Annotated in this window: 17 protein-coding genes and 5 pseudogenes; 9 read left to right on the top strand and 13 right to left on the bottom strand. The window is 68.4% G+C overall.

Annotated elements, in window-relative coordinates; genetic code table 11:
* The first annotated feature begins 114 nt into the window (after window positions 1–114).
* Both ABD120_RS17300 and ABD120_RS17295 read left to right on the top strand, forming a co-directional pair.
* On the top strand, window positions 115–504 hold the full coding sequence (locus tag ABD120_RS17300) for an ArsR/SmtB family transcription factor (RefSeq protein ID WP_343950929.1): 390 nt from the start codon (window positions 115–117) through the stop codon (window positions 502–504).
* A gap of 250 nt (window positions 505–754) precedes the next feature.
* Window positions 755–1486, top strand: a complete 732-nt coding sequence (locus ABD120_RS17295) for a DUF4158 domain-containing protein (RefSeq protein ID WP_343950928.1) — start codon at window positions 755–757, stop codon at window positions 1484–1486.
* 347 nt (window positions 1487–1833) lie between these two features.
* On the opposite strand, the pseudogene ABD120_RS17290 reads toward ABD120_RS17295, so the two are convergent.
* The 4 genes and pseudogenes from ABD120_RS17290 to ABD120_RS17275 form a co-directional block, all read right to left on the bottom strand.
* Window positions 1834–2365, bottom strand: a pseudogene (locus ABD120_RS17290) (IS256 family transposase); the annotation flags it as partial.
* 190 nt (window positions 2366–2555) lie between these two features.
* A pseudogene (locus ABD120_RS17285) lies at window positions 2556–3575 on the bottom strand (IS3 family transposase); the annotation flags it as partial.
* A 24-nt stretch (window positions 3576–3599) separates the two neighbouring features.
* A complete protein-coding gene (locus ABD120_RS17280; RefSeq protein WP_343950927.1) occupies window positions 3600–3782 on the bottom strand; it encodes a hypothetical protein in 183 nt (60 codons plus the stop codon).
* A gap of 87 nt (window positions 3783–3869) precedes the next feature.
* The gene (locus tag ABD120_RS17275) at window positions 3870–4352 is read right to left on the bottom strand and encodes a carboxymuconolactone decarboxylase family protein (protein WP_343950926.1); all 483 of its coding nucleotides are present in this window, start codon (window positions 4350–4352) and stop codon (window positions 3870–3872) included.
* Between the two features lie 173 nt (window positions 4353–4525).
* On the opposite strand from ABD120_RS17275, the pseudogene ABD120_RS17270 reads away from it, so the two are divergent.
* Both ABD120_RS17270 and ABD120_RS17265 read left to right on the top strand, forming a co-directional pair.
* Window positions 4526–4756: pseudogene (locus tag ABD120_RS17270) on the top strand (sigma factor); the annotation flags it as partial.
* 58 nt (window positions 4757–4814) lie between these two features.
* A pseudogene (locus ABD120_RS17265) lies at window positions 4815–4943 on the top strand (IS5/IS1182 family transposase); the annotation flags it as partial.
* Window positions 4944–4960: 17 nt separating this feature from the next.
* Here ABD120_RS17265 and ABD120_RS17260 read toward each other — a convergent pair.
* A complete protein-coding gene (locus tag ABD120_RS17260) occupies window positions 4961–5599 on the bottom strand; it encodes an RICIN domain-containing protein (RefSeq protein WP_343950925.1) in 639 nt (212 codons plus the stop codon).
* A gap of 197 nt (window positions 5600–5796) precedes the next feature.
* On the opposite strand from ABD120_RS17260, the gene ABD120_RS17255 reads away from it, so the two are divergent.
* Window positions 5797–6351 carry an RICIN domain-containing protein gene (locus ABD120_RS17255; protein ID WP_343950924.1) on the top strand — a complete coding sequence of 185 codons (555 nt, stop codon included), beginning with the start codon at window positions 5797–5799 and terminating at the stop codon, window positions 6349–6351.
* 353 nt (window positions 6352–6704) lie between these two features.
* A complete protein-coding gene (locus ABD120_RS17250) occupies window positions 6705–7616 on the top strand; it encodes a hypothetical protein (RefSeq protein ID WP_343950923.1) in 912 nt (303 codons plus the stop codon).
* A gap of 232 nt (window positions 7617–7848) precedes the next feature.
* Here ABD120_RS17250 and ABD120_RS17245 read toward each other — a convergent pair whose 3' ends face one another.
* Window positions 7849–8196: a hypothetical protein gene (locus ABD120_RS17245; protein WP_343950922.1), complete on the bottom strand. Its 348-nt coding sequence runs from the start codon at window positions 8194–8196 to the stop codon at window positions 7849–7851.
* A gap of 66 nt (window positions 8197–8262) precedes the next feature.
* Window positions 8263–9600 carry an aminotransferase-like domain-containing protein gene (locus ABD120_RS17240; RefSeq protein WP_343950921.1) on the bottom strand — a complete coding sequence of 446 codons (1338 nt, stop codon included), beginning with the start codon at window positions 9598–9600 and terminating at the stop codon, window positions 8263–8265.
* 55 nt (window positions 9601–9655) lie between these two features.
* Between ABD120_RS17240 and ABD120_RS39800 the strand changes: the two are divergent.
* A pseudogene (locus tag ABD120_RS39800) lies at window positions 9656–10153 on the top strand (DJ-1/PfpI family protein); the annotation flags it as partial.
* A 125-nt stretch (window positions 10154–10278) separates the two neighbouring features.
* Here the strand turns inward: ABD120_RS39800 and ABD120_RS39795 are convergent.
* The gene (locus ABD120_RS39795) at window positions 10279–10482 is read right to left on the bottom strand and encodes a DUF4240 domain-containing protein (RefSeq protein WP_425563991.1); all 204 of its coding nucleotides are present in this window, start codon (window positions 10480–10482) and stop codon (window positions 10279–10281) included.
* Window positions 10483–10600: 118 nt separating this feature from the next.
* On the opposite strand from ABD120_RS39795, the gene ABD120_RS17230 reads away from it, so the two are divergent.
* Entirely contained in the window at window positions 10601–10894 is a 294-nt protein-coding gene (locus tag ABD120_RS17230; protein WP_343950919.1) for a transposase, read from the top strand.
* Here the strand turns inward: ABD120_RS17230 and ABD120_RS17225 are convergent, their stop codons facing one another.
* The 5 genes from ABD120_RS17225 to ABD120_RS17205 all read right to left on the bottom strand — a co-directional run bounded on the left by ABD120_RS17225 (window position 10895) and on the right by ABD120_RS17205 (window position 13539).
* Window positions 10895–11221, bottom strand: a complete 327-nt coding sequence (locus tag ABD120_RS17225) for a transposase (RefSeq protein ID WP_343950918.1) — start codon at window positions 11219–11221, stop codon at window positions 10895–10897.
* A 32-nt stretch (window positions 11222–11253) separates the two neighbouring features.
* Window positions 11254–11757 carry a transposase gene (locus tag ABD120_RS17220; protein ID WP_343950917.1) on the bottom strand — a complete coding sequence of 168 codons (504 nt, stop codon included), beginning with the start codon at window positions 11755–11757 and terminating at the stop codon, window positions 11254–11256.
* A gap of 70 nt (window positions 11758–11827) precedes the next feature.
* Window positions 11828–12139 carry a hypothetical protein gene (locus ABD120_RS17215; RefSeq protein ID WP_343950916.1) on the bottom strand — a complete coding sequence of 104 codons (312 nt, stop codon included), beginning with the start codon at window positions 12137–12139 and terminating at the stop codon, window positions 11828–11830.
* Window positions 12140–12298: 159 nt separating this feature from the next.
* Entirely contained in the window at window positions 12299–13138 is an 840-nt protein-coding gene (locus ABD120_RS17210) for an NAD(P)-dependent oxidoreductase (RefSeq protein ID WP_343950915.1), read from the bottom strand.
* Window positions 13135–13539 (bottom strand): RidA family protein, encoded by a 405-nt coding sequence (locus ABD120_RS17205; protein WP_343950914.1) that lies wholly within the window; start codon window positions 13537–13539, stop codon window positions 13135–13137. The genes ABD120_RS17210 and ABD120_RS17205 overlap by 4 nt, the downstream gene beginning before the upstream one ends.
* A 95-nt stretch (window positions 13540–13634) precedes the next feature.
* On the opposite strand from ABD120_RS17205, the gene ABD120_RS17200 reads away from it, so the two are divergent.
* On the top strand, window positions 13635–14501 hold an 867-nt coding region (locus tag ABD120_RS17200), incomplete at its 3' end, for a LysR family transcriptional regulator (protein WP_343950913.1).

The following is a 14501-nucleotide window of genomic DNA, read 5'->3' as shown; positions in this document are numbered from 1 at the left end:
CCGACGATCACGATGGGTTCGGTAAGTGAGGTCATGACCCCGGAACATATATCGCTAATTTCAGATATGTCAAAGGAGCGATATGATGAGGGATCCGACCGGAAGAGGAGGAGCATGACACAGCAGAGCGCCACTCAGGACGCCCCCAGCCCGAAGGCGAGCGGCGCGTCCTGCTGCCCGGCCGACGGCACCGGTCCGGGGCGGGACGGGCAGGAGGCGGCCGAGCTCGGCCCGGCCGTGCACGCCTTCCTCAAAGCCCTGGCCAGCCCCACCCGCCAGCGCGTCATGCTGCTGTTCGCCCACGGCGCCGAACTCACCGTCGGCCAGGTCGCCGAGGCCACCGGCCTGGCCCAGCCCCGCGCCAGCGAACAATTGGCCGAACTCCGCCGCGGCGGCATCCTCACCTCGCGCAAGGACGGCAAGACCGTGCTCTATCGATCCGACAAGCAGACCACCGCCGCCACGCTCGCCGAGCTCCAGGCCTACCTGCAGTACTGCTGCTGACCGGGGCGGAACCTCGTATCACGGCGTTCGTGCGGCCACTCGCCGTCGTAGAGGGAGCAGGCTTCGCGTACGTTTCGTCCCGCTGCGCTTCGACGCCCGAAGCGGAACTGGTGATCATGGCCGGAGTGAGACTGGCACAATTCAGCCCGTAATCGGTCGTGTCGATCATCTGACCTGACCGTAGCTGATATCCGAGGGCGCCCCCGCGCTACGACAGGTGGGGCCCTCGCACGCCTGGAGGCCTCCCCTCGTGCCGGTCAGTTTCCTCACCCCCGAACAGCGCAGCCGCTACGGCGTCTTCAACGCCGTGCCCGACATCGCCCAGCTGGGTGCCTTCTTCCATCTCGACGTCGACGACCGGCGCAGGGCGATGGCCGCCAACGGCGCCCGCAACCAGCTCGGCTGGTCCCTGCAACTGGGCACAGCACGGTTCTTGAACTGCTTCCTGGACGATCCTGAGGACGTGCCCGCCGCGGTGGTCGACTACATCGCCGAGCAACTCGGCCTCGACGCAGCGGATCTGAAGGGGTACGGCGAGAAGGAGGCGCGCTGGGATCACCAGGAGCAGATCCGCACCACCTACGGCTACACCGCATTCGAGGGCGAGCAATGGTTCGCGCTGGCCTGCTGGCTCTACAAACGCGCCTGGACCACCAGCGAGCGGCCGATCGTGTTGTTCGACCTGGCCACCCACCGCCTGGTGGAGGCCAAGATCCTGCTGCCCGGCGTCACCACCGTGGAGCGGCTGATCGCCGCGCTGCGCGAGCGCGTCGCCGGCCGCCAGTATGCGCTGCTGGCCGCCGCCCCCAGCCCCAACCAGGCCGTCGTGCTGGAAAGCCTGGTCAAGGTCGAGGAAGGCCGGCGCGTGTCCCGCCTGGACCGGCTGTGCAAAAGCCCACCGACGTCAGCGGCACCGGCCTGGTCAAGGCCCTGGAGCGGCACGTGGAACTCCGCGATCTGGGGGCGGCCGGTTGAGACCTGAGCGCGGTACCACCCGGCAAGATCGCCGCCCTGGCCCGTTTCGCCCACGCCGCCCGCGCCCAGGCCGTCGCCGACCTGGCCAGCGACCGCAAACTCGCCACCCTGGTGGCCTTCGCCGCGACCATGGACCCCAGTCGGCCGACGAGGCGATCGAGGTGTTCGACCTGGCCGTCGGAGACCTGCTGCGTACCTCGGCGTTCAAAGCCGGCAAAGAGCGGATGCGCACCCTCAAAGACCTCGACACGGCGGCGATCGTGCTGCGCGAAGTCTGGCTGAAGATCCGCTCCATCGCCGAGATCCCCGACGGCGACATCCGCGCCGCCCTCGATGAGATGGACCTGCCCGTCATCCACGCGCCGTCCTCGGCGCTGGTGACGTCCAGGCCGAGGATCTCCCGCCGGCCGTCGGCGTTCACGGCGGTGGCCACCAGCACGTGCACGTTGACGATCCGGCCGCCCTCACGCACCTTCTGCGTCAAGGCGTCCAGCCACACGAACGTGTACGGGCCGGCGTCCAGCACCCGGGTGCGGAAGGCTTCGACCTGCTCGTCCAGCGTCTTGGCCATCTGCGAGACCTGGCTTTTGGAGATGTGCTTGATGCCCAGCTGCTCGACGAGCCTGTCGACGCGCCGGGTCGAGACGCCGAGCAGGTAGCCGGTGGCCACGACGCTGATCAGTGCCTGCTCGGCCCGGCGGCGGCGTTCCAGCAGCCAGTCCGGGAAGTAGGAGCCCGACCTGAGCTTGGGGATGGCCAGCTCGATCGATCCCGCGCGGGTGTCCCCGTCGCGGGTGCGGTAGCCGTTGCGCCGGTTGGTCCGCTCGTCGCTGCGCTCGCCGTAGCCGGCGCCGCACAGGCCGTCGGCCTCGGCCGACATCAACGCTTCGGTACCGGCGGTCATCTCATAAGGTCCGCCGGAAGCTCGCCGAGATCGCCTCGGTCTATCCCGGCATGTTCGCCCACTGGCGGCATGGCGCCTTGCCTACTGGTTCGACAATGGGAGCCGTGTAACGGGAGACTGTTACGCACGGTTCTGAGAGCGGCGGTGGGTGGGATTCCCGCCGCCGACTCACCTCGGCACTGGTGCCGACCGCTGCGCGCGAGCGGGTGACGCCGAGCCGGCGGCAGGCCCGCGCGAACTCCCGAGAGCAGTACTGCGCCCCGTTGTCGCTGTGAAAGATGGCGCCGTCCAGGCGGCCGCCCCGGGTGTGCGCCGCTGCCTGCAGCGCGTCGACGACGAGTTCGGTGCGCATGTGATCGGCGATCGACCAGCCGACCAGCCGACGCGAATACAGATCCACGACGGTGGCCAAAGAGAGGAACCGGCCACCACTGACGGGCAGATAGGTGATGTCGCCGACGTAGCGGGTGTTCGGCCGCTCGGCAGTGAAGTCGCGCTGGAGCAGGTCAGGCACCGGTGCCGCGTCCGGTTCCGGGATGGTGGTGCGGACCTTCTTGCGCAGATGCAGCCCGGCGATGCCGTGCTCGCGCATCACCCGTTCCACCCGCTTGGGGTTGACCACGATCCCGGCCGCGCAACTCGACCGTCACCCGGGGCGAGCCGTAGGTGCCGTCATGCTCGGCATGGATCCGCCGTACTCGCTCGGCCAACCGCGCGTCGGCCTGGCGGCGGGCCAGCCGCGCCGCGGAGCCCTTCAGCCACCGGTAGAAGCCCGAGCGTGACACCTGCAGCACCCGACACAACCGCTTCACTCCGTAGAGCGCCTTGTGATCCTCAACAAACTGGAAGCGGTTCACCAGTTTGTCTCGTTCGCGAAAAGCCTGGCCGCCTTACGCAGAATGTCTCGCTCTTGCTCCAGTTCCCGGATCCGCGCCTTGAGCTGCTTGTTCTCCTCTTCCAGCACGTCGTCCGAGGGTACGGGCCCGGCCGGTGTGTCCTTGCCGGTCCCGACCCCGCCGGCCGCTCGTGGCCCGCCCTCACCCCGAGCCTGCGCGGCGCGTACCCACACCCGCAGCGTCTCGCGGCTGACCCCCAGATCCCGCGCGATCGACGTGATCGTCCGATCCGGCCTCGACAGCACCAGCGCCACCGCGTCGGCCTTGAACTCGGGCAGGTAGTTCTTCATCACCATCAGGGACATCTCTTCCCCTGGACCTCAAGATCCAGTCTCCAAGGTGTCTACGTTCAAGGGGAAAGACCCCTGGCTGGCGCGCAGCATCACCAGGTTCTGGGTGGCCTGAGGCAGCGGCGAGTCGACGATCGCCAGGGCGACGTTGTAGATCCGCTTGGCGATCTTGGCGCCGAGATTGTTGTTCATCAGGTCGAAGCGGGGTTCCATGGTCTGCGTCCTTACTCGTGGGTCGGGGGTGCCGCGCGTATTGCTCGCGCGGCCGAGGGCAGGAGGCTTGTTGTTCGCGGGTACCGGTCAGCCGAGATCGCCGGGCTGGTAGTCGCCGCCGGGTTTGCGGACGATGACGCCCATCCGGTTGGTGGCGTTGATCAGGGCGATGAGGACCACCAGGTCGGCCAGCTGGTCGGCGTCGTAGTGCTCGGCGGCGGCGGTCCAGGCCTCGTCGCTCACGCCGCCGGCCGCGTCGGCGATGCGGGTGCCCTGCTCGGCGAGGGCCAGGGCGGCGCGTTCGGCGTCGGTGAACACCGTGGACTCGCGCCAGGCGGCGACCAGGTTGATGCGGGTGGCGCTGTCTCCGGCGGCCGCGGCGTTCTTGCTCCACACGTCGGTGGCGTAGCCGTCGCCGTTGATCTGGCTGGTCCGCAGCAGCACCAGCTTCTGGGTCGTGGCTGGCAGGCTCGATTCGGCCAGGATCGTCTTGCTCGCCGTGCCGAAGTGGCCGGCGGCCCTGGCCGCGGTACCGTCGGGGTTCGCGAACAGGCTCAAACGGGCGGTCATGGTGTGCTCCTCGGAAGTCGTCGTCGGGCGAAGTCGGCAAGGAGATGCCGGTGGCCGGTGCGGCGTGACAGCTCCGGCGGTGTGACCTATGTCACTGCTGGTGGGCGTCACGAGAAGCGCGGGGTCGGCATCTGGTTGGGATACCGAAAAATCCACAATGGAGGGAGCCGCCGATGACCGAGCGCGGCGACCGGACTGTGGAAGCGACCAAGCCATCCGATGGCGGCACCGGCGTGGATGGCGCCACCGAGGCCTTCGTCGCCCACCGGAACCTGTTGTTCACCGTCGCCTACGAGATGCTCGGCACGGCGGCCGATGCCGAGAACGTCCTGCAGGAGACTTGGATGCGGTGGGTGAATGTCGCCCTCGACATTGTGGAGGATCCCCGCGCGTATCTGGTCCGGATCACCGGCCGATTGCGGAGGTACAGGGACGGCTGTGCCGCGCTGGCGGCCGGACCGAGTTCGCAACGTGGTCGAGCGCTGCTTCAACCGGCTCAAGCAGTTCCGTGGCCTGGCCACCCGCTACGACAAGACCGCGTCCTCTTACGCGGCCACGGTCACGATCGCCTCGATTCTCCTCTGGCTGTGATCATTTGAAGACAGGTCCTAGGACACTCGGGTGAAGCGGAAGAGGTTGTTCGTACTCTGTTGCTCCGGACCGTAACGCTCGTCCAGGACGAGCCTGGTCCTGTCCTCGGTACCGGCCCCGAAGACGTGGAGGCCGATTCGCATCAGGCCGCAGTACATCTCGTTGCACACGTGCTGCACGCCGTCGCGAGTGAGAATCTCGAAGCCGTCCGGCTCGACCGGATTGAATACGAACTGATCGTTGCTGTAAGGGCCGCAGCGCCACTGGAGGATCGGGTTGTACAAGTGGACGATTCCGCCTTTGACGTTCCAGCAGTAGCCGCTTTCGGTGACGAGTTGGTATCGGTTGTTGCCGAGCGGTCGGATCAGGTGGCGCTGGGCTGCGCTGCCGTTGCAGGGCATCTGGACGAGCCACTCGCCCTCCAGAGTCTCCTTGCCGGGCCATGGCTGGATGCATTTGCCGGAATGGACGGCGGCGACGGTGAAGGTGCCGGCCAGGCGGGGATCGTCGCCCGGCAGGGCGGTCTGCTGCTGACCTGCGGAGGTGATCGCGGCGCTGGGTGGTGGTGCTGTGACCGCGAGGATGGAGAGCAGGACGACGGCGGTGGCCGTGGGGGCGGCGATGGCGGTCAGTTGTCTGGGCCAGCGGGCTCGCATGATTCTGGGTCCTTTCGATCTCGGGTGATGCTGCACCTGATCGTTAACCCAGGGGATTCGGAAAGATACTCTCCGTCATAGTGATGATGATGTGGCCGATCGTTCGACTGACGTGCGCCTTCCAGCAAGCCGTTCACTCTTCGTATTGGAGCTATAACAAGACGAGATCATCGCCTGTTTCGAGAGGGGCAACGCACGTGCTACGACAGCTGCTGGGCGGCCTGCTGGCGGTCATCCTGGGCGCGACGGTCATCACCGGCGCCACACCGGCCGAAGCGAACGCCAACGCCGCCTCCCCACCCTGGAACACACCGATCCGGATCAAGGTCAAGCAGAACGGCAAATGCCTTTCCGTGCAACACGGGAACACCTACGAGGGCGCCCGCATCGTTCAAAGCACCTGCACCGGCGCCGAACACGAGAAACTCACCATCTCCACGGGAGCGATAGGAACGGTCATCCGCACCTTCACCGGCAAGTGCTTCAACGTCGAAGGCAACGACTCCTCCGACTACGCGAAAATCATCCAGTATCGGTGCTCGACCAGCTCGGACTATCCCCGCTGGTTCAACGAGGTCATGACGATCAGCAGGCCCGGCGGCACCGGAGAATTCTTCGAGATCAACCCCCAAACGCGCTACGCCGGTCGCTGCGTCACGGTCTTCCACGCCAGCAACGACGACAACACCCACATGATCCAGCACGTCTGCAACGGCGGCGACAACCAGCGGTTCACCTGGGAACGCGCCTGAACCCGTTCCTCATCGCAGGGCGGGTGAATCCAGCCACCGGTTGACATCTCACCTGCGCGAACGCGATCCCGTGATCAACTGAGAGAGACGGCCCGCCACCCCTGGCGGGCCTTCGTCGTCTCCGGACCGCTCTCCGCCGATCGGGTGATCCTTCGTGACCACCCGAGGCGGCGACGGCCGCTACGACCGCGGCCCCGACGTCGCCCGCCGCGACGCCCGTGCGTGCAGCGCGCCCCGCTCACGCCATCCTCTCAGTTCGGAGCATTGGACCTAAGCATCCCTCGGGCGTCCTCCCGTTGACCTCCGCAAGGGAGGTCAGCACGAGAGCCAGGGGAATCCATGAATACGTGTCAATGGCCCGGCCGCCGAACTTCAGCAGGTGCTGGAGCCGCGACATTCCAGGCTTCGGTGTCGCCTGGGTCGATCCGTCACCGGGCGGTATCGCCCTCGGCGTCCCGACGGCGTTCTTGCCCGATGTCGTCGCCCAGCTGATGCCGACGATCGCGGTGGAGGAGCTCTCGCGCGTGACCCGCGACGGGTACGGGGAGATCGACGGGGTGCCCGGGCTGCGTCACCGGATCGAGGGCCGCACCGCGGTCCTGTCCGTGCCGGGGCTGCCCGTGAGGATCGACATCCCTCTCGCCGAGCCGGGCCTGTGGGAGAAGGCCGTCCTGATCGCCCGGGAGTACCGGAACGACGGCGTCGTCTTCCTCTGGGACTCCCACTCTCTGCGATGGCATCCGGCTGAGAGGGCGTTCACCATGGCGCGGCTCTGGAAGTACGGGGCCGGCGGTCACCTCTACCGGCACAGCGCTGGCTTCGGACGTGCTGCGCCGCATCCCGGGGATCTGCGCGCCCTGGCCGGGCACGAGCTGTGGTTCAACCCGCGGGTCGATGAGTACGAGATCCAGTTCGCGTGGCAGAACAGCGGCACACCCCGCGAGTTCCTCGGTCTTCTGCTCGACCGGCGAGACGGCCTGCGGGTCACGCCTGAACCCGGCGGCGGTACGAGGCCGGTCGGCCTCCGCCCGGATGACGACTACGCCCGCGTTCGCCTGCGCCGGGATTCGGCCAACCTCCTCGACCTGCGCCCGTACCGCTTCGAGCCCCGTTCCGACGACGCGGTGCTCACGTCGTTGCTCACCAGCAGGCAGCGGCGGCGCCTGGAGCGCGAACGCGTCCACGGCTACCCGCCCTCCCGGACCCACACCACCGCCCACACCACCGCCCACAGCGGTGCCGGTGCCGGCGCGTCCGCAGACTGATCGTGGAGAACCCGGACGAGGAGGAGGGGCGGCGGCTGCTCACCGGCACGAACCCGGGCCGATCCGGACGGCGTACGAGATCCGGCTGTCGCTGTGGAAGGGGTCCCAGTAGCGCGGCCCCTACCGATGAGGTCAGGCGATCTGCTGGTAGCTCATTCGGCCGGAGCTGCTGCTGCCTCTGACACGTACGTGCTTGTCTGTCTGAAGTACGGCAACGGACGCAGGATGGGGCTCAGTAGTCGACCTTGACCGCGCAGTGGGACCGGTCGGACAACTCCACGTTCAGGTGTACGCCGGTGCGGTCTTCGATGAGGGCCAGGGCTGTCTCCTCGGTCGTCGGCCAGGGGGCGTCCCGAGTGGCGGCGAGGGTGTCCAACTCGGGCCGGATCGCGGCGAGGGCGCGGCCGTTCACTTCGTGGACCATGCGGCGGCTCGGCGCCGTGTGCCAGGAGACGTGCCAGACCACGGCGTCGGTGCTGATCTCGGCGAGGAATTCCGGGTCCGGCGTGGCAGCGATCATGTTGACGTCGACGACCATGGCCCCGTCGCCCACCGCTTCGATGGCCACGGCGCCGGCCACGCCGATGTCTTCGAAGCCACGATCTTTCGTATGCGGCGGTGCAGGAATCGGCTGGTCGAGGGGAGTTCATGCGTAGGCGTCCTCGATAGCGACTCGTCGCACTGTACGCAGCGTCGACTGGAGACTGTCCAGATCGGTGGAGCCCAGAGCGAGGCGGAGCGCCTGTGGTGTGTGCATCGAGGTGGTGAACGGCTCGGCCGTGGTTACCGAGATGTGCTGACGCGCGAGGGTGGCGGTCAGGCGATCGGCACGTGCGTCGTCGGGCAGCGGCAGCCAGGTGAAGTAGGACGAGGGGTGGCTGATCAGTGGTAGGCCTGCCAGCTCTTGTCTGGCGAGTGCTTGGCGGGTCTTGGCGTCGTCCCGTTTCTGCGCTTCCAAGTGGTCCACGGTGCCGTCGTCGAGCCAGCGGCAGGCGATCGCGGTGGTGAGGGCGGGGGTGTTCCAGGTGGTCGCCCGGATCGCGCGTTCGAGCGAGGGCACCGCCGATGGCGGGGCGACGACGAAGCCGACCCGGAGGCCGGTGGCGATGCTCTTGGACAATCCCGAGACGTAGACGGTGATGTCGGGGGCGGCTGCGGCCAGAGGCGGTGGAGGGTCCTCGGCCAGGTAGGCGTAGGAGGCGTCTTCGATGATGAGCGGACCGTGCTGTCGAGCGATCTTGATCAGGCGGGTTCGGTCGATTGCCGACATGACCCAGCCCAGAGGGTTGTGCAAGGTGGGCATGGTGTAGATCGCGCGCACAGGGCGGGTCGCGCACAGCTTTTCGAGGGCATCGAGGTTCGGCCCGTTGGTGGTCGCGGGTATGGGCTCCAGGTCGAGATGAAAGGCATGCGCGAGCACCTTGAAACCTGGGTAGGTGAGTGCGTCGACCGCGACGACGTCGCCGGCGTTGAGCGCGGCCATGACGGTGATGGCCAGGCCGTGCTGCGCACCGTTGACGATGAGGATCTGATCCGCCTCTGTGGTGATTCCTCGACGCCCCAGGTGCCGTGCGATCGAGGCTCTGTCCTGGGGACGCCCTCGATGTGGTTGGTAGCGCAGCAGCGAGTCGAGATCACCAGAGGTGGCCACCTCCCGCAGGGCCTGTCGAAGGAGATCAGCTTGCCCGGGCAGCGAGGGATAGTTGAAGCCGAGGTCGACCGCACCCGTGGCGACGATCTGCTGATCGATGCCGTGACCGGCGGGAACCGCGATGTCACGCACGAACGTGCCGCGGCCTTGTTCCCGGCTCACCAGGCCCATGGTTTCGAGCTCGGCGTACACCCGGGTCGCGGTCACCACGGCGATGCCCTCGCGGGCGGCAAGCCCGCGGTGTGTCGGCAGCCGCACGCCTGCGGCGAGCCGCCCGGTCCGGATGTCGGCTGCGAGCGCGTCGACCAGCGTTTTGTATCGCGAGGCTGCCATGCACCGGATTGTATGCATGACAATTCTTTGACTGTCCTGTTCGCGGGTCCTTAGCGTGAGGACCCACCCACGCGGAAGGACAGCCGCCGTGCACATCGCCATCCTCACCTTCAAGGGCTACAACGAGCTCGACTCCCTGATCGCGCTCGGTGTGCTCAACCGCATCAAGACCGACGACTGGCGCGTCACCATCGCCACCCCCGGCCCCAGGGTGACGTCGATGAACGGGGTGATCATCGAACAGATGTCCACTCTTGAGGAGGTGTGCGCCGCTGACGCCGTCATTGTCGGCAGTGGCATCGCCACCCGCGAGGTCGTCGAAGACGCGGCGATCATGAACATCCTGCGCGGACTGGACCCCTCGCGCCAGCTCATCGCGGCACAGTGCTCCGGCGCGCTCGTGCTGGCCAAGCTCGGCCTGCTCAACGACATCCCCGCCTGCACCGACCTGATCACCAAGCCCTGGGTCGTCGCCGCCGGCGTCGAGGTGCTCAATCAGCCCTTCTACGCCAAGGACAACATCGCCACCGCCGGCGGCTGCCTGGCCTCGCATTATCTCGCCGCCTGGATCATCGCCCGTCTCGAGGGCAACGACGCCGCCGAAAGCGCGCTGCGCTATGTCGCCCCGGTCGGCGAGAAGGAGGAATACATCGAGCGCGCCTGGCGCAACATCATCCCCTACCTGCCCGCTCCCACACCGGTGCTCCGGGACTCGCCGCCACAGTCACCCGTCAGCCGCTCCCACATCTCCCAGACGAGCACTCCAAACTCCTCGCCGGCGTTGACGGAGTCAACATCGTGGGCCAGCTCGACCAGGGCATCCAGGTCGGTCGCGATCCGATCCACCGCTGCACGTCCGTGACTGATAATCCAGGCGCGCACGTCGCCGGAGAAGTCATCGCTCACAAATCCGAGCAGCACACAAGCGGCATCTGAGGTGCCCAGCAGATTCCGGACAGTCGGCTACATAAGCTGACAGAAGTCTGGAAGAGGTAGGTACGTGACGAGGCGTCGCAGGCGGTTCTCGCCGGAGTTCAAGGAAGAAGCCGTCCGCATGGTGCTGGAGGGCGAGCGGACGGTCGCAGCGGTGGCACGCGAGTTCGACATCAACGCCAGCACCCTGGGCAGCTGGGTGGCCCGGTATCGGATCGCGAGCGCTCAGGACGGGCGGCAGGCGCTCTCCGGGCCGGAGCGGGCCCGGATCAGGGAGCTGGAGCGGGAGAACGCCGAGCTGCGGGAGAAGTTGATCTTCCTGAAAAAAGCGGCCGCCTTCTTCGCGGGTGATAGTGGGTGATCAGCCAGCGCGCAGCCGGCAGGTCAGGATCCGCACGGCGCTCGGCGAGGAGCCGCGCCTCTTGCGGTTGGCCGCCTGGTCGGCCTTCTCCGGGATGACCGCCTTGACCCGGCGCCGGCGCAGGTAGGCACGGTTGCCGCGGGAGGAGTACGCCACGTCGGCGGCCACCACGCCCGGCCCGGTCCGCGGGCGACCCACAGGCAGGCGGATCTTGACGCGCTCCAGCACAGCGCGAAACTGCGGGCTGCCGCCGACCTGACCGGCGGTCAGGACGAAAGACAACGGACGACATCGCCGGTCGGCCGACAGGCGCACCTTGCTGCTCAACCCGCCCCGCGAACGGCCCAGCTTGGCCGCCTTCAGCCGGAACCGGCACCGACGGCGCATCCGCCTTCGCCCGTCCCCGCCGCCGCCCCCACGCCCGTCTTCGTCCTGGCCGAGGTCGCCGTCACGGGCGTTCTGCCCCTTTGACGTAGCCCCTCTTCCCGTTCCGCGGCCTCGTACAGCGCTGCGGCCGGTTCGCCGCCCACGACCATCCCGGCGCCATGCCGGTGGACACGGGCCGTGGTGGAATCCACACCGACCAGGTCGAGATCCGCCTGCCCCCGAGCCGCGACCTCGGCGAACATCGCCTGCATCAGCAGCTCGAACACGCCGTTCAGCGCCCAGGACCGGAACCGGCCGTAAGCGGTGGACCAGGGCCCGTACTCGCTGGGCAGGTCCCGCCACGGACTGCCCGTACGAAACCGCCACATCACCGCGTTGAACCACTGCCGCAGATCCGGGATCGAACCCCGCTCACCCAACGGCAAGTGAGGCTCGATCAAAGACCACTCCTCGTCGGCGAGGTCTCCACGTGCCATGCCCCGATGGCCTACCAGGAGTGCCGACCATGCCGCAGGCAATCCCTGTGATTTCAACTCCGTACAGGCTCTAGTCCACGCTGTAGTTCTTCGGCGTCCCGCACTGGGTTCCCTCGAAGACGACGGTGGTGGAGTAGTCACTGGGTGTGCGGTTGATCACCTGCCCATCCACATCAACCGAACTTGCAGTGGGGTCCAAGGGGTTCCGCGACCAGCTGAGGGTTCCCACGGAGTAGCCCATGTTGCAGTCGGAATCCTTGTAGCACACGGTGTAGTTGTCGACGCTTGCCTGATCGGCAGCGGCTGCTGTGGCGGGTCCCGCGAGGGCGGAGCTACCGGCCAGAGCGGCGGAGATGAGAGCGGCGCGGAGAATCTTCCCCATGGAAGTTCCCTTCGGTGAGGTCGAACGCTCTCAGTTCCGTGGAACCGGGTGCGCCAGTCGGTCGAAAGCGACTCCCTATGGATATCCACGCGGCTTCGCGGCCAGATAGGAATGTGCGCGAATTTCACGAAAACTGCGCACTCTTTCTCACATATCGGTCTAGACCGTATGGCTTGCGCCCATCACCGCGACGTCCAGGCCGCCGTCGCGTCGCGCGACCCGCTCGATCAGTCGCGCCGCCGCCTCCGCCACCGGCAGGCGCGCGTCGGTGGCCGACGTCGCCAGCGTCATGTCCTTCACCATCCCGTCGAGCGTGAAGTCCGCCTCGCCGTAGGAGTCCTGGGACAGGCGGGCACGTTTGCCCTCCACCAGGCGGCCGAACACGCCGCCCTGGACCACGTCGAGCACCTCCTCCCGGGCCAGCCCGAATCCGGCACCCAGCCCGACGACCTCGTGCAGCGCGGCCAGCGCCAGGCCGAGGCCCAGGTTGGCGACCAGTTTCAGCCCGGTCGCGGCGCCGACCGGGCCCACGTGCCGGACGGCTCCCGCCTGCGACCAGGACCGCAGCACCGGCTCGGCGGCGCGGGCGGCCTCCGGCGTACCGCCGACCAGGGTGGTCAGCGCCCTGGCCCGGACGGCGGGAACCGAGCCGATCACCGGAGCCTCCACATACCGCAGCCCTTCGGCGATCACCGCGCCGGCCAGGCGGCGGGACTCGTCGGGGGAGAGGGTCGTGGTGTTGACGACGAGAGTGCCCCGGCGGGCGCCGGTCGTTACCCCGTCCGGGCCGAGGAGCACGGCCTCGGCCGCCGGGCCGTCGAAGACCATGACGACCACGGCATCCGCCTCGGCCGCCGCCTGGGCGGGTGTCCCGGTGGGCCGTACGCCGGGGATCTGCCTGGCGGTCCGGTTCCATCCGGTGAGCTCGTGCCCGTCGGCGGCGAGGACCTCCGCGAACGCGGTGCCCATCCGGCCCAGCCCGCACACCGCGATCTTCATCGGCCCGCCGCCGGGAGCAGCGCCAGCGCCTCCACCTCCAGCAGCAGGTCCGGGTGGAACAGGGCGGCCACCTGGACCGCCGTGCTGGCGGGCGGGCGCTTGGTGTCGACGTGCTCGTCCCGCACGGTACGCACGGCGGGCAGGTGGGCGACGTCGGTCACGTAGTAGGTGAACTTGACGACGTCGTCGAAGGTCGCGCCGGCCGCCGCCAGGCAGCGGCGCAGGTTGCCGAAGGTCTGCCTGGCCTGCGCCTCGGGGTCACCGGCGCCGACGACGTGGCCGTCGGCGTCGAGCGCGACCTGCCCCGACAGGGCGACGAGGGTGCCCGTACCGACGACGACGTGGGTGTATCCGGAGCCTGGGGCGACGCCGTCCGGTGCGGCGATGTGGGTGAGGTTCACGCGGGAGATCCTCCCGGCCGCCGACTCATCCCACAAGCGCATATGTCGCAGATCAGCCATGCCTTTCCGGAATATGTGGGCTAGGGTTACCTGTCGTGGACATCACCGCGCTGACCTCGTTCCAGGAGGTGTGCCGCAGGGGCTCGATCAGCGCCGCCGCGCAGGCCCTCGGCTACACGCAGTCGGCGGTCTCACGCCAGGTCGCCGTGCTGGAGACCCGGTTCGGCACACCGCTGCTCGACCGCCACGCCCGAGGCGTGCGCCCCACCCCGGCGGGTACGGCGCTGCTCCAGCACGCGGCCGTGATCCTGCGCCGGGTCGAGCGGGCCGAGCAGGACGTCGCGGCCTCGCGCGGGCGGCCCGTCACCACGCTGCGGGTCGGCGCGGTCCCGAGTGCGGCGGCCCGGCTGCTCCCGCAGGCGCTCACCGAGTTCCGTGCCGAGGCGCCGCACGTCCGCGTCACCTTCACCGAGGGGTTCACCCCGCGCCTGCTGCCGTCCCTCCTCGACGGGGAACTCGACGTCGCCGTCGTCACCGACTACCCGCCCGGCATCCCGGCGCGGCCCGAACTGGACGTGACCCACCTGCTCGACGATCCCCTGGTGTGCGTCCTGCCCGCCGCCCATGTCCGGGCCGGGCAGGACGTCGTCGAACTCGCCGACCTGCGCGACGAGGTCTGGGTCGAGGACTACGACGGCGCCGCCTCCGTGCTCGCCCTGGCCTGCGCGCAGGCGGGGTTCACGCCGCGTATCGACATCGAGTGCGGAAGCTGGCTGGGCAAACAGGCGTTCGTCGCCGCCGGGCACGGCGTCATGCTGGCGCCCCGGCTGCTCGTGCCGGCGCTGCGGCCCGACCTGGCCGTCCGTCCGCTCGCGGCGCCGCCGTACCGGCGGGTCTACGCCGTCGTACGGCGGCGGGACGTCGAACATCACGATGCCCGAGGAGTGCGCCGCCAGCACACC

Source organism: Nonomuraea longicatena, assembly GCF_039525605.1.
Lineage (GTDB): Bacteria > Actinomycetota > Actinomycetes > Streptosporangiales > Streptosporangiaceae > Nonomuraea > Nonomuraea longicatena.
Note: the sequence above shows the minus strand (reverse complement) of the source record. Positions and strands in the feature narration are given on the sequence as shown.

Bases quoted from the DNA above. Each gene is read 5' to 3' on its own strand.
- ABD120_RS17300 (WP_343950929.1), top strand. From the start codon at position 115: ATGACACAGCAGAGCGCCACTCAGGACGCCCCCAGCCCGAAGGCGAGC.
- ABD120_RS17280 (WP_343950927.1), bottom strand. From the start codon at position 3,782: ATGGAACCCCGCTTCGACCTGATGAACAACAATCTCGGCGCCAAGATC.
- ABD120_RS17275 (WP_343950926.1), bottom strand. From the start codon at position 4,352: ATGACCGCCCGTTTGAGCCTGTTCGCGAACCCCGACGGTACCGCGGCC.
- ABD120_RS17260 (WP_343950925.1), bottom strand. From the start codon at position 5,599: ATGCGAGCCCGCTGGCCCAGACAACTGACCGCCATCGCCGCCCCCACG.
- ABD120_RS17250 (WP_343950923.1), top strand. From the start codon at position 6,705: ATGGCCCGGCCGCCGAACTTCAGCAGGTGCTGGAGCCGCGACATTCCA.
- ABD120_RS17240 (WP_343950921.1), bottom strand. From the start codon at position 9,600: ATGGCAGCCTCGCGATACAAAACGCTGGTCGACGCGCTCGCAGCCGAC.
- ABD120_RS17220 (WP_343950917.1), bottom strand. From the start codon at position 11,757: ATGGCACGTGGAGACCTCGCCGACGAGGAGTGGTCTTTGATCGAGCCT.
- ABD120_RS17215 (WP_343950916.1), bottom strand. From the start codon at position 12,139: ATGGGGAAGATTCTCCGCGCCGCTCTCATCTCCGCCGCTCTGGCCGGT.
- ABD120_RS17210 (WP_343950915.1), bottom strand. From the start codon at position 13,138: ATGAAGATCGCGGTGTGCGGGCTGGGCCGGATGGGCACCGCGTTCGCG.